This window comes from Vreelandella sp. 162(4c), from assembly GCF_058152265.1.
This window is the reverse complement of sequence record NZ_CM176981.1, coordinates 5,455,015-5,478,692: the sequence shown is the minus strand read 5'-3', so window position 1 is coordinate 5,478,692 and position 23,678 is coordinate 5,455,015. Positions and strand designations below refer to the sequence as shown.

Sequence of the window (23,678 nt, the reverse complement as noted above, 5' to 3'; positions counted from 1 at the left end):
GGCTAGTTTGTATTTTGTCAAGTATGAAGCTTGATTCCCTCTGTTTTAAGAGTGTGCAACCCATATCAGCAGCAGTGGTACATGCCCGTGTGAAATCTGAGAAGTCATAGCATCAGCCTACCTCTAGAACGGCTATGTCCTGGTGAAAATCGCACAGAGTGGTTAGGTACTATTAAGAAACCCAGCCGCGTTCTGGCTCGAATTAATTCGTAATCTTAAATTTACCAAGGGTATCGCTCTTGCCAAAAATTGACCTGTGGCAATGTTGCTAGAGGGATTCTTCTGCTAATCTTAAAAATGTAAATAATATGCATCTTAATAAACGTATGCCTTTTGGCTTCCCAGCCGAAGGTCGGATCTGACTAGCAAGGGAGTATGGCTTATGGCTGATGGTCTAACTAAATCAGCGGCCCGCAATATTTTCTATGGCGGCTCGCTGTTCTTCTTCCTGCTATTTGCCGCGCTTACGGCTCATAGCCACTGGTACATGGTCAACGTTTCCACGGACAGCGAAGGCCTCACCGATTCCGTGAAACATGGTAAAGAAGTGTGGGAAAAAAACATGTGTATCAACTGCCATACCATTATGGGAGAAGGGGCTTATTTTGCGCCTGAGCTAAGTAATGTCTGGGAGCGCTATGGGGGTCTCGAGAATCCAGAGGCTGCGAGAGCTGGTATCAATGCCTGGATTCGTGCACAGCCATTGGGGATCGAAGGGCGTCGCCAAATGCCCGCGTTTGATTTTAGCGAAAAAGATATGAATTCGTTAATCGACTTCCTCGAATGGACCAATAGCATTAACGACCAGGACTGGCCCCCACATCCTGCTGGCTGAAAAAAGCAGCCGAAGGATGAATCAAGGAGAACCGTACAATGAAATATGAAACCCAAAAGGTCGCTTTACCCTTTTTTGCGGTGGCTATGGCGCTATTTACGCTACAAATAGTCTTCGGTCTGCTGGCCGCCACTGTCTATGCTTGGCCCAACTTCATGGCTGAAGTGATGCCCTTTCACATCATGCGTGTCAGCCATACCAATCTGCTGATTGTGTGGCTACTGATCGGTTTTATGGGCTGTACCTACTATTTGATGCCAGAGGAAGCCGAACAGGAAATTCACAGTCCCAATCTGGCGTATATCCAGCTGGCGATCTTTGCTTTTGCTGGCGCCGCTGCGCTGGTCGGCTACCAGTTCGGTATCCATGAAGGGCGCGAGTTTCTTGAGCAACCGTTCTGGGTGAAAATACTCATCACCATTTCTTTTCTAATGTTTCTTTTCAATACCAGCATGACGCTGCTCAAGGGCCGCAAGACCGCTATCAATCTGGTGTTAATGCTGGGGCTTTGGCTAGCGGCAGTATTTTGGTTATTCGCTTTCTACAACCCGACCAATCTAGCGGTAGATAAACTCTACTGGTGGTGGGTGGTTCACCTCTGGGTGGAAGGCGTATGGGAGTTGATCATGGCTTCCTTGCTGGGTTACCTGCTGATCAAAATGACTGGTGTGGATCGCGAAGTGATCGAAAAATGGCTCTATATCATTGTTGGGTTGGCACTATTCTCCGGCCTGCTGGGCACCGGGCACCACTACTACTGGATTGGCGCACCTGGCTACTGGCAGCCCATCGGCAGTATCTTCTCGACGCTTGAAGTGGCGCCTTTCTTCGCCATGGTGGTGTTCGCCTTTACCATGTTCTGGAAGGGCAGTCGTAACCATCCTAATAAAGCGGCCATGCTATGGGCCTTAGGCTGCCCAACTATTGCTTTTTTCGGCGCTGGTGTGTGGGGCTTTATGCATACCCTCTCGTTCGTGAATTACTACAGTCATGGTACTCAGGTAACCGCCGCTCATGGCCATCTAGCTTTCTATGGTGCCTATGTGATGCTGATTCTTGGCGTGATTACCTACGCCATGCCGCAGATCCGCCGTGTACAGCCTTATAACCAAGTGCTGAACATGTGGGGCTTCTGGATCGTCACCAGTGCTATGTGCTTCATGACGTTTACCCTGACCTTCGCCGGGGTCGTGCAGACTCACTTGCAGCGCGTCTTGGGTATGAATTACATGGAAGTACAGGATCAATTAGGCCTGTTCTACATCATGCGTCTGGGCGCTGGCGTGGCCGTGGCTGTGGGGGCGATCATGTTGATCTACTCCTTCTTCGGGCCCGCGCGTGAGCAAGTGCCTGCTGGTGGCACACAAATTACCGCTGGGGCAGGCTCGGTCTGAACTAAACGGCCCTGCGGGGCCGTTTTTGCTTCTTTTATTTATTTTCCGGCAATGGAGTCTTGCCATGCCTCTATCTTCTGTCGCTAATCCTATCGATAAGCGTGAAATACCTTTCTACGAGAACGTCGGCAACGAATGCGCTATGTTTGAGCACGCCTTTCGTCAACGTCTGCCGCTGTTACTTAAAGGTCCTACCGGGTGTGGTAAAACACGTTTTGTTAGCCATATGGCCGCTAAGCTGGGCCGTCCGCTGTTTACTGTTTCATGTCACGACGACCTGACTTCAGCCGACCTTACAGGCCGCTATCTGTTGCAGGGCGGTGAGACCCGCTGGGTCGATGGCCCGCTTACTCGAGCAGTGCGCGAAGGGGGGATCTGCTATCTCGATGAGGTGGTGGAGGCGCGTAAAGATGTCACCGTGGTGCTTCACCCGCTCACCGATGACCGCCGACTACTGCCGTTGGAACGTACCGGGGAACTGCTCGAAGCGCCGGATGACTTCATGCTGGTAGTGTCTTATAACCCTGGCTATCAGCATATTCTCAAATCGCTTAAACCGAGTACCCGCCAGCGCTTCCTGGCCATGTCATTTGATTTTCCACCACCCAAAGTCGAGCGCGATATTGTCGCGCGGGAGAGTGGTTTGCCCGGTGAGCAGTGCGCCGCGCTGGTCAATCTTGCCGCCAGCCTGCGGGCCATGAAGGGGCAGGATTTAGAAGAGGGTGTTTCTACTCGCCTGTTGGTTTACTGCGCTACCCTGATTGCCGCCGGGGTGCCCATTTTGGAAGCTGCCCGGGCTACCTTAGTGGAGCCGCTAAGTGATGACGCAGATGTTCAGGAAGGGCTGATGGAAGCCATTCAAGCAACCTTTGGGTGAGGGCACGGATGCTTGATTTTCTTGAAGTCGAAGAGTTTGTAGGCCGCCATTGGCACCGTTGGGCTTCCAGTGCGGCAAGCTACCCAGACCATCCCGAAGCCGCAGTGCGCCTTGATACGCTGCGGCCCATGCTTGGCGTCTTTTTCCGCGCCGGAGGCGGCGAGGCGGGTATTGATGTTGCTGCTATTGCGGGGCGTAGTTCGTCGCATCGCTTATCCTTACGTCAAAGGCTTGGGCTTGATGAGGAGGTGCTCGATCAAGCACGCCGTGACGAAGAAAGCCTGTTGTTACCGCCACGCATTGCCTTGTTCGCCGAGGCTTCCTTGAACCGGGATCTCTACCTTTGGCTGGTAGCGTACCTGGCGGAGACCCGGTATGTGCACGTCGTCGACGATCCGCTACAGCAAGACCTTCTCCAGCTGCGTGAAGTAAACCGGGCGACTCGGGCTGTGTTGGCCCACTTCCCTGGGCTCGCTCAGCGTCACGCCAGGTTATGTCAGGCATTGCTGGCCATTCGCCCCCAGCGCAAGCGCTTGCCGCCGATGGAAGCAGCGCTTGAATCCGTTCTCTGCATTCAGCTTGGAGAAACGCCGCCCGAGGGCGGCTGGGCCGACGTGATGAATATCGCCATCCTCGATGAGTCCCTGCCTTTGGACAACTTCCATGCGCCGCGTGGATACCGGCCGCCACTTCCGGTGCCGCTATGGGGGCAAGCCGTTGCCCTGGGTACCCATAAGCAGGCACGAACCGAGCAGGAAGATGATGAGGCTCCGGTCGCAGGGAAGAATTCGCCACAAGATGATCATGGTAAACGTAAGGCTGACCGGCGCGAGCAGGATCAGGCCGACCGCGATGACTCTTTAATGCTCAATGCATCCGAAAAGATGCTTTCCTGGGCCGAAATGGTCAATCTCAATCGTCATGTAGAGGATGAAGACGATGATGAGGCCAAACAGGCGGCCGACCAGATTGATGAAATTGTGCTCAGTGCTAACCGTAAGAAGGCGGCTTCCAAGTTAAAGCTTGATCTTGATCTGGCGCCCGGTGAGGTGAGTGGGGGAAGTCTGCGTGGGCGCCATACCTATCCGGAATGGAATCATCGTAAGCAAATCTATATGCCTGACCACTGTGTGGTACTCAGCGATGTGCAGAGCGAGGAGGGGGAGAACTGGCAGCCGGATGAAACGACAAAACGGCGCATTCGCCGAGTCCGACGCGAGTTTGAAGCACTTAGGCCGCGTCGTGAGACGCTACGTGGCCAGTTGGATGGCAGCGAGCTGGATATGGACGCCGTCATCCGCTCCCGCTGTGATCTGGCGGCGACCGGTGAAGCCAGCGACCGTCTCTATCAAGCTAGCCGTACCCAGGCGAGGGATTTGGCGGTTTCGATCCTGGTCGATGTATCCCTTTCCACTGAGGCCTGGCTGGAAGACCGGCGGGTGCTGGATGTGGCTAAAGAGGCGCTGCTGGTATTGGGGCACGGCCTTGCGGGGTGCGGCGATGACTATGCCATTCACAGCTTTACCTCCCACCGTCGTCACCGTGTTTGGGTCAATACGCTGAAAAGTTTCGATGAGCCAATGGGCGAGCGGGTGTCACGGCGGATCGCAGCGCTCAAACCAGGCCACTACACGCGTATGGGGCCCGCTATTCGGCACCTTTCCCAAGCGCTTGCCAAACGGCCCAATCGGCACCGGTTGCTGCTACTTCTGACCGACGGTAAGCCTAACGATACCGACTATTATGAAGGGCGCTATGGTATAGAGGATACGCACAAAGCGGTACTTGAAGCGCGACGGGAAGAAGTGCGCGTGTTCGGGGTAACGATTGACCGGGAGGCGGGGCGCTATATTCCTCATCTGTTTGGGCGAGGGGGTTATGCCATTGTCCAGCGTCCGGAGCATCTCGCCTTGGCGCTGCCGAGTATCTACCGCCAGATTGTTGCTTCCTAAGGAGGTTATCTATGGTGCGCTTGCGCTTTGTAGCGGCGATTAGTCTGTGGTCTTTGGTCGCTTTAGGGATAGTCGTGCCGCTGGTATGGCTTATCAATAACCGAGATTGGGGCGTGGCGCTGATGTTGCTGGTTCCCTTTATCGTTTATGGTTTGATGCGGTTGGGTCGGTCGCTGGAAGCCTGGGCAAACGCCGCGCAGCGGCCTTGAGGTACTGATTCCGCACTGCGCTAAATCCAATCCTGTGAGGCTACCCCACTAAATGAAAGCGACCGGCCAGGTAGCCCGCGGCAATCAGCGTTAACGTTAATAGTGTCAGGGCAATGAAAACTCCCTTCCAGGCTGGGGTCGCGGCGCGCAAGTTTAAATAGACCATGAGCACACAGTGGGCTTTGAAACCGGTCGCCATCATTATCATGGCGGCTGACCATAGGGGAAGCGCCTGCCAGTCGGTGGTCTGATCTAGCCGAGCGGAAACCATGGAAACCAGGGTCAGCGCCATTAATACGCCCCAAGTAATCAGTAAACGTCGCGTACCGGGCAGTGCCCTCATTGTTTCCTCACAAAATTATCTCAGCAGATAAATCAGTGGATAAAGCAGGATCCAAATCAAGTCCACCATATGCCAGAAGGCTGCCGCCGTTTCTACGTTCTCGGTGGAGGTGCGCCAGCTCACTAAGCCTAGTAGCGCTAAGCCGAACACAACGTGAGCAAAATGGAAGGCGGTTAAACCATAGTAAAAACCAAAAAAAGCGTTCGTTTCTGGCGTTATTCCAGCGGCAAACTTACTTGTATACTCAAAAACCTTAATGAGGCAGAACAGTAGGCCCAACAGTATAGCGGCGCCTAACCACTGTCGGCTGCGCTGTATGCGCTGAGCGCTTATGGCCTCAACGGCAAAGGCTACAAAAAGCCCACTGGTCAAGAGCACCAGGGTATTGAGGCCGCCCAGCACCGGGTCAAGCTGATGTTGGGATTCATTGAATAGTGCAGGGTCAAGGGCGCGTTGACCGGCATAGAGCGCAAAGAAGGCGGTGAAAACCAGCATTTCGCTCAGTATCAATACCCACATCAGTGGATTGCCAGGTAGCGCTGAAAGCGGCCCCCAGCCGGGATTGGGCAGGTCGTGCCTCATTAATACTCCACTCGGTAAGCGTTGTGCCGAGGTATCAGGGCTCATTAGTTTTCGTCAATATATTAAGTGCATTTTAAATACATGTTAATTTTGGTGCAATATTTCTTTTATTTGACACGCGTCACTACCCAGCGCCACGGCAACGCTTAGCATCAGTGGCCTAGTGTTTGCCGATGATGCCTTTACTTCGGAGTGACTGTTATGTCATTGCTGTCTTTACCTTTTTCCATGCCCTCTTTTTCAATTTCCCCTCCTATAACGCCTAGCCATTTGATACGTCTCCTTGATCCACGGGTACCGTTTACAATTAAGCAACGTATAGTCGAGCCTTTACTCAACCGTACTTTTGCTATGCCGCTTGCTGAGGGGGAATTCGATGCTTTGGAAGGTCGGCGCATTAGTCTCACCATCGCCGATTTAGGTGTGACGCTAAGTCTGACGCTTGAATCCCAGCGCTTGATATTATGTCGCGAGAAAGGCGAGGCAACCATTCGGGGAGGTTGGCGGGAATTCTTGTGCCTTGCCACGCGCCGCGAGGATCCCGACAGCCTGTTTTTCCAGCGTCGCTTAATCATTGAAGGGGATACAGAGCTGGGGTTGACGCTCAAGAATCTACTTGACGGTTGCGAGGAAGGCCTTGCACAAGGGCGTGTGGGGGAACTGTTGTTGGGGCTGGAGCGTTTGGTACGTAAAGAGTGACCCAGGCTTCTGAAATGTTCACAAGCGGCCTTGGGATATCCCGAGGCCGCCCATTATTAAGCTGCGTCGAGGGGGCGCGAGGGGCCAAAGTGCTCAAAGTGTCGGCGATCCTCGTCGACACCCAGTTCGGACAAAGCGCTGTTAATCGCTGTCATGAATCCTTGGGGGCCGACGAAATAGCAGCGCGCCTTAAGATCAGGCAGGTAGTGAGCTAATAAGCTGTGGTCGATACGACCAATATGTTCGGCTTCGTTGCCGCGCTCATGAATACGGACAGCCTTAAGACGTTGAGGGTACTCGCTCTTAAGCGCTTCTAATTCGCCTTTAAAAGCCTGGTGGTCGGCATCCAGGGCAGCGTGTAGATAGGTGACTTGCCGCCCAAGGGACAAGGCATGTCTTGCCATGGGAAGCAGGGGCGTTTGCCCTACGCCGCCGCTGGCAAGCAGCAGAGGCTCGTCACCTTCAATCAGCGTGAGGTCACCTGCTGGCGGTAACAGTTCCAAGGTGTCGCCAGGTTGTAAGACATCGTGGAAGTGGCGGCTGACTTGGCCCTGTTCTTCGCGTTTGATCGAGATTCGATAGCTTTGACCATTTGGCGTGTCTGAGAGGCTGTAATGCCGATAAACCAGCTCGCCATTAATGGTTAGACGTACACCGATATACTGACCTGGCTCATGCTCAGCCACACGACCTCCATCCTCGGGCTCAAGGATAAAAGAGCGAATTAAAGCACTTTCCTGCTGGGTACTGGCAATCTTGAAACGGCGTGTGCCGCGCCATCCCCCCGGGCGTTGCTCAAACTCACGATAGCGCTGGTCTTCGAGGTCAATTAACAGGGCGGCAAGCTCGTTATATAGAGCGCCCCATGCGTCGGCGATTTCCGGGGTGACAGCTTCACCCAGCACTTCGTCAATCGCTGCCAGCAGGCATTCACCGACAATAGGGTACTGCTCGGGAAGAATGCCTAGCGAGACGTGTTTACTGACCACAACATCCAGAGTAGCACGCGCCTGAGCTGGATTACTGCGTAGTTGCACATAGGCCAACACGGCGTTGGCCAGGGCACGGGGCTGACCACCGCTTTGCTGATGAACCTCATTAAAGAGCGGCTTAACCTCTGGGTAACGGGTAAACATCAGCGGATAGAAGCGCTGCGTAATCGCATTCAGGTGTTCGGCCACGACGGGAGCGGTCGCGTTGATCAGCTTTTCTTGCTCATGTGTTAGCACGGATAATACCTCAAGCGTTAAGATTCATTACAAATGCATCTTAACGCCAAAAGCGATAAATACCAACCATGCAGGGGCTCTGTTGAGGAGAGGGGCTGCCAGCCATTTGAACAACAAGGCCTGAACACAATGCAAAAGCGCTTGGTATGGAGTGACGATGAAGCTTATCTGTGTCTATAAGATGCATTTTTGATACTTGTCATGGTTTTTGCTATTGGCCTGGCGCACAATGCAAATCCAAGTAATTCAGTGGGGTATTATGCTATGTCGACTATCACCTCCTCCCAACCTGCCTCCAAACTCAAGCAACTGCCGTTGTTACGGCTGGCTTTTCGGCCCTTTTTCCTGTTGGCCGCGCTGTTCAGTATTTTATCTCTACTGGTATGGCTTGGCTTTTGGCATGGCAATATTTTGCTGCGCCCTTATGGCGGCCTGGTGTTCTGGCATCAGCATGAAATGCTGTTTGGCTTTGCAGCGGCGGTGGTTGGGGGGTTTTTGCTTACCGCTGTACAAAACTGGACCGGATTGCCAAGTTTAAACGGCGGGCCGCTACTGGGTCTGGTGGCGTTATGGCTATTAGGTAGGGTGCTGATGGCTTTTCCCATGGATTTGCCAGGATGGCTGCTGCTGGCGGTTGACCTTGCATTTCTTCCAGTGGTCGCCATTACTATGGCGCGTCTGGTTATTACCGCAAAGCGTTGGCGCAACTTGATCTTTATACCTGTGCTGTTGCTGTTTGCCACGGCTAACCTGGCGATGCACTTAGGGGTGATGCAGGGTGACGCCGAGCTGATCCGCCAAGCCGCCTACTTGGCCGTACTGTTAATCACACTGATGATGACCGTAGTGGGCGGACGTGTGATTGCCATGTTCACTGCCAATCGTTTGGGCCGCACCAAACCTGAACCTATTGCTTTGCTCGAAGGAGTGACGCTGTTGAGTACGGCTGGCGTAGTCGTGCTGCAACTGGTCATCATGTTGGGGGTTGCCATTCCTGCTTTATTAATGGGGGGAGTGATGCTCTTAGCGGCGTTGGCCAACACTGTTCGCATGGCGCGCTGGGGTGGGCTGCATAGCTGGCGTGAACCTTTACTTTGGGGGCTGCACGGTAGCTACGCCTGCATTCCGCTAGGGCTTATCATGTGGGTCTTGGCACTCATGGGGCTGATGCGCGTTGAACTTGCCGTGCACGCCCTGACCATTGGTGGCATGGGCACCATGATGCTGGCCATGATGGCCAGGGTTTCGCTAGGTCATACGGGCCGCCCCATACGCACTTTGCCCGGTATTGGTGTGGCGCTGGGCTTAATGCTAATAGCCGCCTTGGTGCGCTCACCCGTCTTGGCGTTATTTCCCCAGATCACCCACTGGACCTATACGCTGAGCATCATCTTCTGGTGCGTTGCCTACGCAATATTCGTCGTGCACTACACTTGGCCGTTGATGCAGGCGCGAGTCGATGGTCAGGATGGTTGAACGAATAATAGATGGCGCCTGCATCCGTCCGGATGCAGGCGTATTAAAACCATTGAGGTATTCAAACGCTCATTAGCGATCAGCCAGGGTGACCCGGGCACCGCCAAAGGCAAGACTGCGTGGGTTAGCCACTGGACGGTTGTTGGTGAGGCGGGTAATGCCTACCCCGCAACGGCCCACCATCCAGATCAGGCAGGCTGTAAAATAGAGGTAGCCCAGAGCCCAGGGGGCTACTGCCGGTAGCCCGATCCAGCCCAGTAGATGCCAAATGGCAGTGAACAACACCCCGCCTAATAGCCCTAACCAAAACGTTCTAATCTGAAACTGCAAATGGGAAGCGACCCACTCCTCGGCATCGTTTCTTTTCATGTGGGCAATGAGTACCCCTATGGGGGCGGTGACCACCGCTAATACGCTACCCAGAAAGAGCATATAGACAACGATAGCCGTGCCACGTCCGCGGCTTTTCTTAAACGTATTAGAGGAAGTCGACGTTGAAGTGGCCGCGGAGTGAGATGCGGAGGGCATGGAGGATGGGGAAATAGCCATAGAGAACCTCATTCCGCAAAGTGGGAACCATTAATAGCGCGTTAAAATGCATTTTTAATGCATTTATTGTAGAGCAACTATGCAGAATTTCCTTAGCTGAAATTAATAGGGTTGTTTCTAGTGATTGTCAGACATTGACGGTGGGGATACGCATTAGTCCTGCCAACTGCGGGTAACGATTGGACAACACATCTGCCAAGGTATAGCGGTCAAGCACCTCCAGAAACGCTGACAATGCTTCGTTTAGAATGGGCTGGAGCCGACAAGAAGGGGTGATGATGCAGTTGTTATCGCTATGAAAGCACTCGACTAGCTCCATGCCATGTTCCATTTCGCGCACGAGTTTACCCAGCACGATAGTAGCGGGGTCTCGCGTGAGCAATAGGCCACCGTTCTTGCCCCGAATAGCGGTAACGTAGTTCTTCTGGCTAAGCTCCTGAACGACTTTCATCAGGTGATTGCGAGAAATATCAAAGGTCTCTGCGATCTCATTGATAGTAGAACGCTCTTCGCCTTTCACGGCGAGGAAGATCAACACGCGTATTGAATAATCGGTGAATCGAGTGAGATGCATGGAGTGTGCTTTGCTCCGAGAGTAATCCAACTGTAAAAGAAACATGTTGTATGAACGTTCAGTAAGTTGCAATCAGAACATGGGGGTACTAATGCTGACCTGAGTCAAGAAGGAAAGCGTTATTGCCTTAGCTCAAGCTGGTCAAAGTACGGTTTCAAACGGCTTACCAGCGCATTCATCTGAGCTGTAGATGGAGTATTGGCAACTGGCTGAGAATAGGTGGGATCGAAGCATTGCTCGCTGCGGGCCACCTGCAGCGCATAGTGGCGTACCCCACAGTCGGCAAGACTCAGTGCCAGGCGTTCCACATCGGCAAGCTGAAAATCTTTCCAGTGAATGGTGGTACGGCACTCGAAATTGAGTCCGCTGTCGAGCAAAGCTTCCAAGCTGCGGGCATGCAACTGCCAGATGCCGGGACGGCCGCAGATGCGGTCAAACGCTTTTCCGCGTCCTTTTACATCCAGCCCCACCCAGTCAAGGTGCGGTAATAGCTGGGTGAGGCGGTCAGGATAAGGGCCGGCGGTATGTAGTCCCACCTTAAAGCCCAATGCTTTCACTTCCTTTACTGCATCGGACAAATCGGCATTCAGGGTGGGCTCACCACCGCTGAAAACTACCGCTTCCAGCAGGCCTTGCCGGGTGCTCAGGAATTCCAGTATCGCTTGCCACTCCTGGGGTTCACCTCGGCGTGGCGAGATCATGTTGGGATTGTGGCAGTAGCCGCAGCGTAGCGGGCAGCCTTGGAGAAAGACAACGCACGCCAGATGATCGGGATAATCCAGGGTGGTCATGGGCACAAGGCCGGCAATCGGCAGCCGAACCGAAGATAATTTAGTTGTGATGTCGTCAAGTGTCGTCTGCATAGCCATAGTGATACCCCACTGCTGGGGCGCCTGTCGCCAGACCCCCCAGCCGTTGTTAGAGAAAAGTGAAGGCTAGCTACCGAGAGGCGGCGGCTTCAGTAAAATGGCGGCGCTCCTGGTGTTCGGCACGTTTGCCGACATTGAACTGACTTACCGGGCGGTGGTAACCCATGACACGGGTCCAGACTTCGCAGCGCTGGCGCTGCTCAGTGGGCAAGCTAGCATATTGAGAGGTTTGCATTAGTGTGTTCCTTAAACGAGTTGATAAAAAGTGAGGCAAATGCCTCAAGCCGTGGCGGCGTCGATTGCGCTCGCCTTTTTTGCCCACAGTGCTTCGTCGCACTTGGGGCAGAACTCATGTTCACCCGCCAGGTAGCCATGCACCGGGCAGATCGAAAAGGTGGGTGTGACTGTGAGGTAGGGTAAGCGAAAGTGAGAGAGCGCCGTTTTAACCAGCTTGCGACAGGCGGAGGCCGAGGTAATCCGTTCGCGCATATAGAGATGCAATACCGTGCCACCGGTGTAGCGAGTCTGTAAGGGGTCTTGATGGCTCAGTGCCTCAAAGGGATCATCGGTATGGCCCACCGGCAATTGGCTGGAATTGGTGTAGTAGGGCGCCTCGGGTGTACCGGCCTGAAGAATGTCAGGAAAGCGAGTCAGATCCTCCCGGGCAAAGCGGTGAGTGGTGCCCTCTGCAGGAGTAGCTTCAAGGTTATACATATGGCCGGTCTGTTCTTGAAATTCGCGCATCCGCTCCCGAACGTAGTCAAGAAGATCCAGCGCCAGCTGCAGCCCTTGGGCGTCGGCGATATCGCAGCGATCCCCAGTAAAGTTGCGCACCATTTCGTTGAGCCCATTCACACCCAGAGTAGAGAAATGATTGCGTAACGTGCCCAGGTAGCGCTGGGTAAAGGGGTAGAGCCCTTGATCCATTAGTTGCTGAATGCGCTCGCGCTTGAGTTCGAGGCTATCGCGCCCGAGCGACAGTAGGCGATCCAGCTCGCTGAACAGCCCGGCCCGGTCGCCGGCAAAGCGGTAACCCAACCGGGCACAGTTGATCGTCACTACTCCCAACGATCCGGTTTGCTCCGCGCTGCCGAACAGACCGTTGCCGCGTTTGAGCAGCTCACTCAAATCAAGCTGCAGGCGGCAGCACATGGAACGCACCATGTGAGGTTCCAGATCCGAATTGAGAAAGTTTTGAAAGTAGGGCAGGCCGTACTTGGCAGTCAGTGCGAAGAGCCGCTCGGCGTTGTCGCTTTCCCAGTCGAAATCATGGGTGATGTTATAAGTGGGTATCGGGAAGGTGAACACACGCCCGTGGCGGTCCCCGGCCTCCATCACTTCCAAATAGGCCCGGTTGATCAAGTCCATTTCAACCTGCAGTTCGCCGTAACTGAACGGCTGCTCCTCTCCACCGATAACCGGTACCTGTTGGCGCAAGTCGTCGGGGCAGACCCAGTCGAAGGTTAGGTTGGTGAAGGGCGTCTGGCTACCCCAGCGCGAAGGCACATTGAGGTTGTAGATGAATTCCTGAAGCGCCTGCTTGACCTGTGCATAGGTGAGGCCGTCCTTGCGCACGTAGGGGGCCAGATAGGTATCGAAAGAGCTGAAGGCTTGTGCCCCGGCCCACTCGTTCTGCAAGGTGCCAAGAAAATTAACCATTTGCCCAAGGGCACTTGAAAGGTGGCGGGGCGGGTTGCTTTCCGCCCGTCCCGGCACCCCATTGAATCCCTCTAGCAGCAAAGTACGCAGCGACCAGCCGGCGCAATAGCCGCACAGCATATCCAGATCGTGAATATGCAAATCACCTTCCCTATGAGCTTCCCCCACGGCGTGGGGGTAAATCTCATCGAGCCAGTAGTTGGCTATCAACTTGCCCGAGACGTTGAGGATTAAACCGCCCAATGAATACCCCTGGTTGGCATTGGCGTGAACACGCCAGTCGGCGCGTTGGAGGTACTCATTGACCGTCGAGGCGACGTCAATATGATGCTTTGCTACCTGAACGCTTGTGGAGCTTTTCACCCAATTCACCTATATATGCTAGATTTAATAAAAATAAATACTATATGTGGTGTTGAAGGGTAAGCGTTCAGGATTTTGCAATAAATGATCCAGGTCAAAAATGGTGGGGAAAAATAGTAAGGCGTGGTGGCGCCTAGGCTATGGCTTTAGCCAATCATCGTGCGGGTGTTATCCATACCCGGTCGGCCATACCAGTAACCGTCGCAGATTTCAGCATCCACCAGCGCCAAAGGATCGGGCGTAGCTAACCTGCCGTGGCGGGCCTGGTCGAAAGCCGTGACCACCTCGGCCATGCCTTCCGCCCGTGGGCTGAGACGTGCCACTGATACCCCCATATCCGCCATGCACGTCAGTTCATGGCGCAGATCCTGGCAGGCGCTGGAAAGGGTTTGAATACCGTTCAGGGTAAAAACATCCCGGGACTCTTGTGAACGTAGCACCAAGCCTTCGGGGTATTTTTGGCAGACGAACTTGCAGCGGTCTTTGGGTGTTTGGTGACGCCGGGCGGTAAAACAGCGTGACGACCAGGCCAAGGGGAGATGCCCGTAGGCGAAGACTTCGCATGGGTGGGGAACGCCTGCCTGGCGGCAATCGTTAATAAGCTTGGCTAAGTCTTGCTGTGACATTTCCACCGGCGCTTGCCAACGCCGCATGCCAGCACGGGCCATAACGCCCAGTGTCGCCGGGTTGTAGAGGTTGAGCGCAGCACCGGCGATGAACGGCAGTCCGGCAGTGGAGAGGCGTTGCAGGGCGCTTTGGTCATTGGCCTCGACGATAAAATCACCGTTGTCACACAGCTTGCGCAAGTCACGCAAGTCGGCTTCGGACTCGATCAAGGTCTGGCTGGCGAGTACCACCTGCTTGCCCGCCTGGGTGAGCTCGCGCCCAATGCCTAGCCAGTCGTCCAGTTTCATATCGCGGCGCCGCGAGCAGACGGTTTCGCCCAGGGTAATAATCTCTACCGGCCAGTCGGCCGACTCGCGGTAGAAGTCGGCGTAGCGTTGCCGAGTCCAGTAAAAAAGCACCGGCCCGAGGGAGAGTTGAAGAGGGCCGGTTGATAAGGTTGGTGATGGGGGAGGTGTAGTGTTCGGCATAGTAGGCTCCTATTTCCAGCGGCGCTCGTAGGCGCCTAGGGTAGTGATGGCACCTTCGGAAAGCTCGGCAAGGCCTGCCATCCAGGCGGGTTCTGGATCAAAGCGCTCAGGCTGAGCCTCTAGGCGGTTGAGCGCCTGACGCCAGATCCCGGCCACTTTAGAGACATAGGCGGGGCTGCGCTGACGGCCTTCAATTTTGACGGCGCTAATACCCAGGTCGCGTAGCTCCGGCAATAGCTCCAGGGTATTGAGGCTGGTGGGTTCCTCAATGGCGTGATAGGTCTCGCCCGCCACCTCGAAGCGACCCTTGCATAGGGTGGGGTAGCCCGCGCGCTCGCCTTCGGCGTAGCGGTCGATAAGAACATTGTTAAGGCGCGACTCTAAGCCCTCAGGCGTTTCTTCCCAGCGGACATGAGCCGCTGGCGAGCAGACGCCCCGGGTATTGGGCGATTCGCCGGTCAGGTAGGAGGAGAGATAGCAGCGTCCTTCGGCCATGATGCACAGGCTGCCGAAAGCGAACACCTCCAGTTCTACCGGTGTTTGCTTGGCAAGGTCGCGGACCTGAGTGATTGACAGTACCCTTGGCAGTACGGCGCGCTTGATGCCGAAATGCTGGTGGTAAAAGCGTAGCGCTTCATGGCTGGTCGCCGAACCCTGTACTGAAAGGTGCCGCGAGATTTCAGGGTGATGGCGAGTAGCGTAGTCGAGCAGTCCCATATCGGCGAGAATCAGCGCATCCACGCCCAGTTCGGCGGCCTGGTCTACGGCCCGAGTCCAGTGTTGCCAGCCATCGGGCTGGGGATAGGTATTAATGGCGCAAAAAACGCGTTTGCCATGTCGGTGGGCGTAATCGATCCCCTCGCGGGCACGTTTGTCGGTAAAGTTTAGCCCGGCGAATTGCCGTGCGTTGGTTATGTTCTGGAAACCGAAATAGACAGCGTCGGCACCTTCATCTACAGCGCGCTTGAGGGCGGGCAGGTTGCCAGCGGGACATACAAGCTCCATAGCGAGACTCCTTGCGGGGAAAGTCCGAGCATTTTAGTCACCTATTTTTTGTCGGCTTTTGACACAGGTCATATCGGGGTGGCTTTCAAAAGAGGATAACGCTGCAGAGTAGGCAAGCTGGATGCAGGCAGTTTTTAAAACGTATATTGTATGAATATTAACCAATGCTTGCTGCACCCACTTCCAGAGTTCCATTTCAGAGACCTCTTTTAGAGCCCCTTTTCAGAGACCTACTTCGATCATGCAAGATGAACTGCTCTTCAATCGCCCCCTGGTAGAGAAATATGACCGCCCAGGCCCGCGGTACACTTCTTATCCCACTGCGCCCCAGTTTCATGCCGCGTTTGCCGAGGATGATTACCGTAGCGCCTCCGAGCGCAGTAATCGGGTCGCAGTACCCAAGCCGCTTTCGGTCTATGTGCATATCCCGTTCTGCAAAAGCCTGTGCTACTACTGCGCCTGCAACAAAATCATTACTCATAATACCGAGCGAGCTGCCGAATACCTCCAGTGGTTAAAACAGGAGATACGTGTTCAGGGAGCGCTGTTCGATACCACCCGCCAAATGACCCAACTGCATCTGGGCGGCGGCACCCCAACCTACTTAAGCAATGCCCAGCTACGCGAACTGATGGCGGCGCTGGACGAAGCCTTTCACTTCGCCGCACCTGAAGAGCGTGAATTCTCGCTGGAGGTAGACCCTCGCACCGTGACACCCGAACAGGTGTACGAGCTCTACGCGCTGGGCTTCAATCGGTTGAGCTTCGGTGTGCAGGATTTCGATCACGACGTGCAGCAAGCTGTCAATCGCGTCCAGAGCGAAGAGCAGGTGGTATCCCTGGTCAAGGCTGCCCGCGAGGCGGGGTTTGAATCGGTCAGCGTTGACCTGATCTACGGTTTACCGCTGCAGACGGTGGCGAGTTTCGATACCACGCTAACCAAGATTATTGACCTGCAACCAGATCGCATTGCCGCTTATAGCTACGCCCATTTGCCCGAACTGTTTAAAGCTCAGCGGCTAATTCGCCCCGAAGACATGCCGCCACCCGAGCGCAAGCTGGAGCTGCTGGAGCTTACGATTAACCGCCTGACGTCTGCAGGGTATGTCTACATCGGCATGGATCACTTCGCCCTTCCGAATGACGAGCTGAGCCTGGCCCGTGAAAATGGCACTCTGCAGCGCAATTTTCAGGGCTACTCTACCCACGCCGACTGCGACATGATTGGGCTGGGCATTACCTCGATTGGCAAGGTGGGCGATACCTATAGCCAAAACGTCAAGGACACTGCCCAGTATCAGCATCGCTTGGATGAAGGGCGTTTACCGGTCTTCCGTGGCTATCGTCTTAGCGATGACGACCGCCTGCGCCGCGATGTCATTAATACTCTGATGTGTCACGGCCGACTTGAATTTGCCGCTATTGAGGCCCGGCACAATATCGATTTTCGCAGCTACTTCGCGAGTGCCTTGGCGAGCCTCGAAGAGATGGCGGACGACGGGTTAATTGCTTTGCGCGACCATGACATCGAGGTGCTGCTTTCAGGGCGATTGATGATCCGCAACCTGGCCATGGCGTTCGACGCCTACCTGAAACCAACGGAAAACCGTTATTCGCGCACGGTGTAATTTCAACAGTGCCAACCGTCTATTCCTTTACGTTGGCCGCTCTATCACCTTGGGGGTAGACAGGGTGTATATGGAGGTAATCACGCAGTAATTCGCTTGTCGATCACGCAGAATCCACTCCATGGAACCCGCACTGTCGGGTATGCAAATTTCCGAGGAGCCTGGAGATCGACCATGAGTCACTTCATAGATCGGCTGAATTTCTTCCGCAAGTCCCGCGAGCCTTTTGCCAACGAACACGGTGAGCTACGCAGCGAATCCCGCCAGTGGGAAGATAGTTATCGTGCCCGCTGGCAGCACGACAAAGTAGTACGCAGTACCCACGGGGTGAACTGCACCGGCTCCTGTAGCTGGAAGATCTACGTTAAGAACGGTTTAGTTACCTGGGAAACCCAGCAGACTGACTACCCCCGTACCCGTCCCGACCTGCCTAACCATGAGCCGCGTGGCTGCCCCCGCGGCGCCAGCTACTCCTGGTATCTGTACAGCGCTAACCGCCTCAAGTACCCGTTGATCCGCAAGCCGTTGCTGGCGCTATGGCGCGAAGCGCTCAAGGCTAACCCAGATCCGGTCGACGCCTGGGCGTCTATTGTCGAAGACCCCGCCAAGACCAAACAGTACAAGCGTGCTCGCGGCATGGGCGGCTTCGTTCGCGGTAACTGGGACGAGCTCAACGAGCTGGTGGCGGCCTCTAACGTTTACACCGCCAAGCAGTACGGCCCCGACCGTATTCTCGGCTTTTCGCCGATTCCTGCCATGTCGATGGTCAGTTACGCCGCAGGTAGCCGCTACCTCTCGCTGATTGGTGGCGTCTGCATGAGCTTCTACGACTGGTACTGCGATTTGCCGCCGGCGTCACCGATGACCTGGGGCGAGCAGACCGACGTTCCCGAGTCCGCTGACTGGTACAACTCCGGCTACATTATCGCCTGGGGCTCCAACGTGCCCCAGACGCGTACCCCGGATGCCCACTTCTTTACCGAAGTACGTTACAAGGGCACCAAGACGGTTTCGATCACCCCGGATTATGCCGAGGTTTCCAAACTCACCGACGAATGGCTGTCCGCCAAACAGGGCACCGATGCCGCCCTGGCGATGGCCATGGGCCATGTCATCCTCAAAGAGTTCCACCTCGATAACCCGAGTGCTTACTTCACTGACTATGTGCGGCGCTATACCGACATGCCGTTCCTGGTGGAACTGGAAGTGCGTGAAGATGGCAGCTTCGCACCGGGCCGCCAACTGCGTGCCAGTGATTTTGATGCTGCCCTGGGCCAGGAAAACAATCCCGAGTGGAAAACCGTTGCCTGGGACGAAACCCGTGACCAACTGGTGGTACCACGCGGTTCCATCGGTTTCCGCTGGGGCGAAACCGGCGACGAAGTGGGCAAGTGGAACCTGGAATCGCTGGACGCCGCAGGCACCGAGATCAAGCCGTTACTGAGTTTGGCCAATCACCACGATAGCGTCGCTCGCGTGGCGTTTCCTTATTTCGGTGGCATTGAGCACGAACACTTTGAACACGTCAAAGGGGCCGGTGTCGGCGCTGCTGACGACCTGCTGTTCCACAATTTGCCCGCCAAGCGGTTAAAGAGAGCCGATGGCAGCGAAATGCTGGCGGTCACCGTTTTTGATCTGATGTGTGCCAACTACGGTATCGATCGTGGCTTTGTCGGCGACGGCGAAGATGATGGCGCGACCTCGTTTGATCAGATTCGCCCCTATACCCCCGCGTGGCAGGAGAAAATCACCGGTGTTCCTGCAGAGCAGTGCACCCGCATTGCCCGTGAATTTGCCGATAACGCCAATAAAACCAACGGCCGTAGCATGATCATCGTTGGTGCCGGTATGAACCACTGGTACCACATGGACATGAACTACCGCGGCCTGATTAACATGTTGGTCATGTGTGGTTGTATCGGTCAGAGCGGTGGCGGCTGGGCCCACTACGTTGGTCAGGAAAAACTGCGTCCGCAGACTGGCTGGACGCCTTTGGCCTTTGGCCTCGACTGGCAGCGTCCGCCGCGCCACATGAACTCTACTTCCTTCTTCTATAGTCACTCCTCCCAGTGGCGCTACGAGAAGCTTGAGATTAAAGAAATTCTTTCGCCGTTGGCCAAGGCCGAGGATTACCCCGGTAGCCTGATTGACTTTAACGTGCGTGCTGAGCGCATGGGCTGGCTGCCGTCAGCACCACAACTGGACACTAACCCGCTACGCCTAGCGAAAAAAGCCGAAGCCGCGGGTATGTCGACAGCCGACTATGCTGTTCAGCAGCTCAAGAGCGGTGAGCTGCGCTTTGCCGCGGAAGACCCGGACGCGCCAGAGAATTTCCCGCGCAATATGTTCATCTGGCGCTCCAACCTGCTGGGCAGCTCCGGTAAGGGCCATGAGTATATGCTCAAGTACCTGCTGGGTACCCGCCACGGTATTCAGGGTAAAGACCTGGGCGACTTCGGCGGCCAGAAGCCCGAAGAAGTCGTATGGCGTGACGAGGCGCCGGAAGGCAAGCTCGACCTGCTGGTGACGCTGGATTTCCGCATGTCCACCACCTGCCTCTACTCGGATATCGTGCTGCCTACGGCGACCTGGTATGAGAAGGACGACCTTAACACTTCTGACATGCACCCCTTTATTCACCCGTTGACTGCCGCCACCGACCCGGCCTGGGAATCGCGTAGCGATTGGGATATTTACAAGGGTATTGCCAAAGCATTCTCCAAGGTGTGTGTAGGCCACCTGGGCGAAGAGACTGACCTGGTCACGCTGCCGATGCAGCACGACTCGCCAGGAGAGTTGGCTCAACCGGTGGTGATGGATTGGAAGAAGGGCGAATGCGCGCCGATTCCCGGCAAGACCATGCCATCGCTGATTGAGGTTAAGCGCAACTATCCTGAAACCTATGAGCGCTTCACCTCCGTAGGGCCGCTGCTGGAAAGCATCGGTAACGGCGGCAAGGGCATCGCTTGGAATACCGATGCGGAAGTCGAGCTGCTGGGCAAACTCAACCATCGCAAGCTGGATGGCCCGCATAAAGGGCGTCCGTTGATCGACAGCGCTATCGATGCTGCCGAGATGATTCTGACCCTGGCACCGGAAACCAACGGCGCCGTGGCAGTAAAAGCGTGGGATGCACTCTCCAAAATTACCGGGCGTGATCATACTCACCTGGCAAGGCCCAAACATGACGAAAAAATCCGCTTTCGCGATGTCGTCGCCCAGCCGCGCAAGATTATCTCCAGCCCGACCTGGTCCGGCCTCGAGGATGAGCATGTCTCCTATAACGCCGGTTACACCAACGTTCACGAGCTGATTCCCTGGCGCACCGTGAGTGGCCGTCAGCAGTTCTATCAGGATCACGCCTGGATGCGCGCTTTTGGCGAAAGCCTGCTGGTCTATCGTCCGCCCATCGATACCAAGGCGGCCAAAGGCTTCCAGCTTCCCGCCGACAACGGCTTCAAGAGCAAGGCGCTGAACTTTCTCACGCCGCACCAGAAGTGGGGCATCCACTCTACTTACTCGGACAACCTGCTGATGTTGACGCTTAACCGAGGCGGCCCGGTGGTGTGGCTCTCCGAGGCGGACGCGGCTGAGATCGATATCGAGGACAACGACTGGATCGAGGTCTACAACGCCAACGGCTCGATTGCCGCGCGGGCAGTGGTCAGCCAGCGGGTCAAAGCGGGCATGGTGATGATGTACCACGCCCAGGAGCGCAACGTGAACGTCCCTGGCTCTGAGGTCACCGGCACGCGGGGCGGTATTCACAACTCGGTCACCCGTGTCTGCCCCAAGCCAACCCATATGATCGGCGGCTACGCGCAGCTCTCTTACAGTTTTAATTATTACGGCACTGTCGGCTCAAATCGCGATGAGTTCGTGTTAGTGCGCAAGATGAAACACGTTGACTGGCTGGATGGTGAAGGCAATGACAGCGTTCAGGAGGCCGTGAAATGAAAATTCGTTCCCAGGTAGGCATGGTTCTCAACCTTGATAAGTGTATTGGTTGCCACACCTGTTCAGTGACCTGCAAAAATGTCTGGACCAGTCGCGAAGGTATGGAGTACGCCTGGTTCAACAATGTCGAGACCAAGCCCGGTATCGGCTATCCCAAAGAGTGGGAGAACCAGGCCAAGTGGAAGGGCGGCTGGATGCGCCGTAACGATGGTCGGATTGAACCGCGTATTGGTGGCAAATGGCGGGTGCTGGCGAACATTTTCGCCAACCCCGACTTGCCCGAGATGGATGACTACTATGAGCCGTTCACTTTCGACTACCAACACCTGCATACCGCCAAGATCGGTGAGCACCAGCCGGTGGCGCGTCCGCGCTCGCTGATTTCCGGTCAGCGCATGAAAAAGATCGAGTGGGGCCCGAACTGGGAAGAGATTCTTGGCACCGAGTTCGCCAAGCGGCGCAAAGACGCCAACTTCGACAAGGTGCAGGCAGATATCTACGGCCAGTTCGAAAACACCTTCATGATGTATCTGCCGCGCCTCTGCGAGCACTGCTTGAATCCCACCTGTGTGGCGTCCTGCCCTAGCGGTGCGATCTACAAGCGGGAAGAGGACGGCATCGTTCTAATCGATCAGGACAAGTGCCGTGGCTGGCGTATGTGTATCTCCGGCTGCCCCTACAAGAAGATCTACTACAACTGGAAAAGCGGTAAGTCCGAGAAGTGTATCTTCTGCTACCCGCGTATCGAGGCCGGTCAGCCGACCATCTGCTCCGAGACCTGTGTGGGCCGCATTCGCTATCTCGGCGTGCTGCTGTATGACGCTGACCGTATAGAGGAAGTGGCAAGCTCCCCTGACGAGCGTGACCTCTACCACCGCCAGTGCGAGATTTTCCTAGATCCTAACGATCCGGAAGTGATTGCCCAGGCCAAGCGGGATGGCATCCAGGATAACGTCATCAAAGCCGCCCAGGCCTCACCGGTCTACAAGATGGCTATCGACTGGGGATTGGCGCTGCCGCTGCACCCGGAATACCGCACGCTGCCGATGGTGTGGTACGTGCCGCCGCTGTCGCCGATTCAGTCCGCCGCTGAGGCGGGGCATGTAGAGTTCGATGGCATCCTGCCCAAGATCGAATCACTGCGTATCCCGGTGAAGTACCTGGCTAACCTGTTGACTGCTGGCGAAGAGGAGCCCGTGGTGTTGGCACTCAAGCGTTTGATGGCGATGCGTGTCTACATGCGTGGCAAACACGTGGAGGGCGCCCCCAACGCCGAAGTGCTCGATGCCGTGGGGCTGAGCGTGGCCCAGGTAGAGGAGATGTACCGCTACCTGGCCATTGCCAACTACGAGGATCGTTTTGTGATCCCCACCAGCCATCGGGAAATGGCCACCGAAGCCTTCCCTGAACGGGGAGGGTGCGGCTTTACCTTTGGTGATGGTTGCCACGGTGAGAGCCAGCCCAACCTGTTCAATGGCCGTAAGCAGACCAGCGTGTTGGTGAAACCGGTAGAGGTCTTCGACCCGCAGCCACAACTTGAGGAGTCTCGTCATGACTGAAGCCGCTACCCAATCGCTGACCCCGGTAGAGCCGTCGTTCGAGCCGCTACAGGGTATGCGTAGCCTACGCGTACTGGCCCGCCTGCTCGATTACCCGACCCAGGAACTGCAGGATGCCAGCGGCGAGCTCATCGAAATTCTCAATGCCGAGCGCCGCCTGGGGGCGGCTCTCAAATCGTCGCTTATGGCGTGGTGTCAGCGTCTACAAGAGGGCGACCTGCTTGAGCTGCAGGCCGAGTACGTCGCCATGTTCGATAAGGGGCGGGCTACGTCGCTGCTGCTATTCGAACACGTTCACGGTGAATCACGTGACCGTGGCCAGGCCATGGTGGATCTCATGGCCGAGTACAGCGCGGCCGGTTTTGAGCTGGATGCCCGTGAACTGCCCGATCATCTACCGGTATTTCTTGAATACCTTTCAATGTGCGATGAAGCCGAGATCGGCCGCTGGCTGGGCGAAATACGCCATATTCTGGCGCTGCTGACCGCGCGGCTGGAGGAGCGGGGAGCGGATCACGCGCTGGTACCGCTGTCACTGTTGGCGTTAATCGGCGCCGAGGGCGATGTCGAAGAGCATCGGCCCCAGGTTAAGAAAGAAGTGCCTGATAACACCCCCGAAGCCTTGGACGCCGTATGGGAAGAAGAAGCGGTGCGCTTCTCGGCAACCTCTGACGAAGACTGCGCGCTGCAGTCTGCCGAAGGCCGCCGCTTGGCCGAGCGCAAACACACCGTTCAGAGTCAGCCGGTGCGCATTATGCCTGCCCCGTCTTTAAATGCCTCTTCCGCTCCTTCCGCTCCTTCCGCCGATCGTTAATAGGAGAATCAC

Annotated in this window: 21 protein-coding genes; 11 read left to right on the top strand and 10 right to left on the bottom strand. The window is 55.6% G+C overall.

Annotation, left to right across the window (positions count from 1 at the left end):
- Window positions 1-382 precede the first annotated feature (382 nt).
- From AC4EYZ_RS25340 to AC4EYZ_RS25320, 5 genes are all read left to right on the top strand, one after another.
- On the top strand, window positions 383-835 hold the full coding sequence (locus AC4EYZ_RS25340) for a c-type cytochrome (RefSeq protein ID WP_022523548.1): 453 nt from the start codon (window positions 383-385) through the stop codon (window positions 833-835).
- Window positions 836-873: 38 nt separating this feature from the next.
- Complete coding sequence (locus tag AC4EYZ_RS25335) at window positions 874-2,229, top strand: cbb3-type cytochrome c oxidase subunit I (RefSeq protein WP_022523547.1); 1,356 nt, start codon at window positions 874-876, stop codon at window positions 2,227-2,229.
- Between the two features lie 64 nt (window positions 2,230-2,293).
- Window positions 2,294-3,106, top strand: coding sequence for a CbbQ/NirQ/NorQ/GpvN family protein (locus AC4EYZ_RS25330; RefSeq protein WP_022523546.1), 813 nt, complete (start codon window positions 2,294-2,296; stop codon window positions 3,104-3,106).
- Window positions 3,107-3,114: 8 nt separating this feature from the next.
- On the top strand, window positions 3,115-5,058 hold the full coding sequence (locus AC4EYZ_RS25325) for a nitric oxide reductase activation protein NorD (protein WP_053857058.1): 1,944 nt from the start codon (window positions 3,115-3,117) through the stop codon (window positions 5,056-5,058).
- 11 nt (window positions 5,059-5,069) lie between these two features.
- Complete coding sequence (locus tag AC4EYZ_RS25320) at window positions 5,070-5,267, top strand: hypothetical protein (RefSeq protein ID WP_022523544.1); 198 nt, start codon at window positions 5,070-5,072, stop codon at window positions 5,265-5,267.
- Window positions 5,268-5,307: 40 nt separating this feature from the next.
- Here AC4EYZ_RS25320 and AC4EYZ_RS25315 read toward each other — a convergent pair whose 3' ends face one another.
- The gene (locus AC4EYZ_RS25315) at window positions 5,308-5,610 is read right to left on the bottom strand and encodes a cytochrome C oxidase subunit IV family protein (protein WP_022523543.1); all 303 of its coding nucleotides are present in this window, start codon (window positions 5,608-5,610) and stop codon (window positions 5,308-5,310) included.
- 15 nt (window positions 5,611-5,625) lie between these two features.
- Window positions 5,626-6,237, bottom strand: coding sequence for a cytochrome c oxidase subunit 3 family protein (locus AC4EYZ_RS25310; protein WP_238326099.1), 612 nt, complete (start codon window positions 6,235-6,237; stop codon window positions 5,626-5,628).
- A 156-nt stretch (window positions 6,238-6,393) separates the two neighbouring features.
- Between AC4EYZ_RS25310 and ubiT the strand changes: the two genes are divergently transcribed.
- Complete coding sequence (gene ubiT, locus AC4EYZ_RS25305) at window positions 6,394-6,891, top strand: ubiquinone anaerobic biosynthesis accessory factor UbiT (RefSeq protein WP_022523541.1); 498 nt, start codon at window positions 6,394-6,396, stop codon at window positions 6,889-6,891.
- Between the two features lie 56 nt (window positions 6,892-6,947).
- On the opposite strand, the gene hmpA is transcribed toward ubiT, so the two are convergent.
- Window positions 6,948-8,120 (bottom strand): NO-inducible flavohemoprotein, encoded by a 1,173-nt coding sequence (gene hmpA, locus AC4EYZ_RS25300; protein ID WP_009286645.1) that lies wholly within the window; start codon window positions 8,118-8,120, stop codon window positions 6,948-6,950.
- Between the two features lie 264 nt (window positions 8,121-8,384).
- On the opposite strand from hmpA, the gene AC4EYZ_RS25295 reads away from it, so the two are divergent.
- The gene (locus tag AC4EYZ_RS25295; RefSeq protein ID WP_490204068.1) at window positions 8,385-9,596 is read left to right on the top strand and encodes an NnrS family protein; all 1,212 of its coding nucleotides are present in this window, start codon (window positions 8,385-8,387) and stop codon (window positions 9,594-9,596) included.
- A gap of 72 nt (window positions 9,597-9,668) precedes the next feature.
- Here the strand turns inward: AC4EYZ_RS25295 and AC4EYZ_RS25290 are convergent, their stop codons facing one another.
- The 7 genes from AC4EYZ_RS25290 to ubiU all read right to left on the bottom strand — a co-directional run bounded on the left by AC4EYZ_RS25290 (window position 9,669) and on the right by ubiU (window position 15,709).
- Complete coding sequence (locus AC4EYZ_RS25290; RefSeq protein ID WP_342583993.1) at window positions 9,669-10,145, bottom strand: DUF4870 family protein; 477 nt, start codon at window positions 10,143-10,145, stop codon at window positions 9,669-9,671.
- A 127-nt stretch (window positions 10,146-10,272) separates the two neighbouring features.
- Window positions 10,273-10,719: an Rrf2 family transcriptional regulator gene (locus AC4EYZ_RS25285; protein ID WP_022523538.1), complete on the bottom strand. Its 447-nt coding sequence runs from the start codon at window positions 10,717-10,719 to the stop codon at window positions 10,273-10,275.
- 119 nt (window positions 10,720-10,838) lie between these two features.
- The gene (locus AC4EYZ_RS25280; RefSeq protein WP_474192653.1) at window positions 10,839-11,588 is read right to left on the bottom strand and encodes an anaerobic ribonucleoside-triphosphate reductase activating protein; all 750 of its coding nucleotides are present in this window, start codon (window positions 11,586-11,588) and stop codon (window positions 10,839-10,841) included.
- Between the two features lie 70 nt (window positions 11,589-11,658).
- A complete protein-coding gene (nrdD, locus tag AC4EYZ_RS25275; RefSeq protein ID WP_273190359.1) occupies window positions 11,659-11,823 on the bottom strand; it encodes an anaerobic ribonucleoside-triphosphate reductase in 165 nt (54 codons plus the stop codon).
- A 44-nt stretch (window positions 11,824-11,867) separates the two neighbouring features.
- Window positions 11,868-13,619, bottom strand: coding sequence for a ribonucleoside triphosphate reductase (locus AC4EYZ_RS25270; protein WP_474192654.1), 1,752 nt, complete (start codon window positions 13,617-13,619; stop codon window positions 11,868-11,870).
- Between the two features lie 137 nt (window positions 13,620-13,756).
- Window positions 13,757-14,704 carry a U32 family peptidase gene (locus tag AC4EYZ_RS25265; protein WP_474193200.1) on the bottom strand — a complete coding sequence of 316 codons (948 nt, stop codon included), beginning with the start codon at window positions 14,702-14,704 and terminating at the stop codon, window positions 13,757-13,759.
- 9 nt (window positions 14,705-14,713) lie between these two features.
- Window positions 14,714-15,709, bottom strand: coding sequence for a ubiquinone anaerobic biosynthesis protein UbiU (gene ubiU, locus AC4EYZ_RS25260; protein ID WP_088701521.1), 996 nt, complete (start codon window positions 15,707-15,709; stop codon window positions 14,714-14,716).
- 241 nt (window positions 15,710-15,950) lie between these two features.
- On the opposite strand from ubiU, the gene hemN reads away from it, so the two are divergent.
- The 4 genes from hemN (at window position 15,951) to narJ (ending at window position 23,666) form a co-directional block, all read left to right on the top strand.
- Window positions 15,951-17,336: an oxygen-independent coproporphyrinogen III oxidase gene (hemN, locus tag AC4EYZ_RS25255; protein WP_490204067.1), complete on the top strand. Its 1,386-nt coding sequence runs from the start codon at window positions 15,951-15,953 to the stop codon at window positions 17,334-17,336.
- 174 nt (window positions 17,337-17,510) lie between these two features.
- The gene (locus AC4EYZ_RS25250) at window positions 17,511-21,293 is read left to right on the top strand and encodes a nitrate reductase subunit alpha (RefSeq protein WP_490204066.1); all 3,783 of its coding nucleotides are present in this window, start codon (window positions 17,511-17,513) and stop codon (window positions 21,291-21,293) included.
- On the top strand, window positions 21,290-22,852 hold the full coding sequence (narH, locus tag AC4EYZ_RS25245; RefSeq protein WP_226249902.1) for a nitrate reductase subunit beta: 1,563 nt from the start codon (window positions 21,290-21,292) through the stop codon (window positions 22,850-22,852). Before AC4EYZ_RS25250 ends, narH begins: the two co-directional genes overlap by 4 nt.
- A complete protein-coding gene (narJ, locus tag AC4EYZ_RS25240; protein ID WP_474192356.1) occupies window positions 22,845-23,666 on the top strand; it encodes a nitrate reductase molybdenum cofactor assembly chaperone in 822 nt (273 codons plus the stop codon). Before narH ends, narJ begins: the two co-directional genes overlap by 8 nt.
- Window positions 23,667-23,678 lie beyond the last annotated feature (12 nt).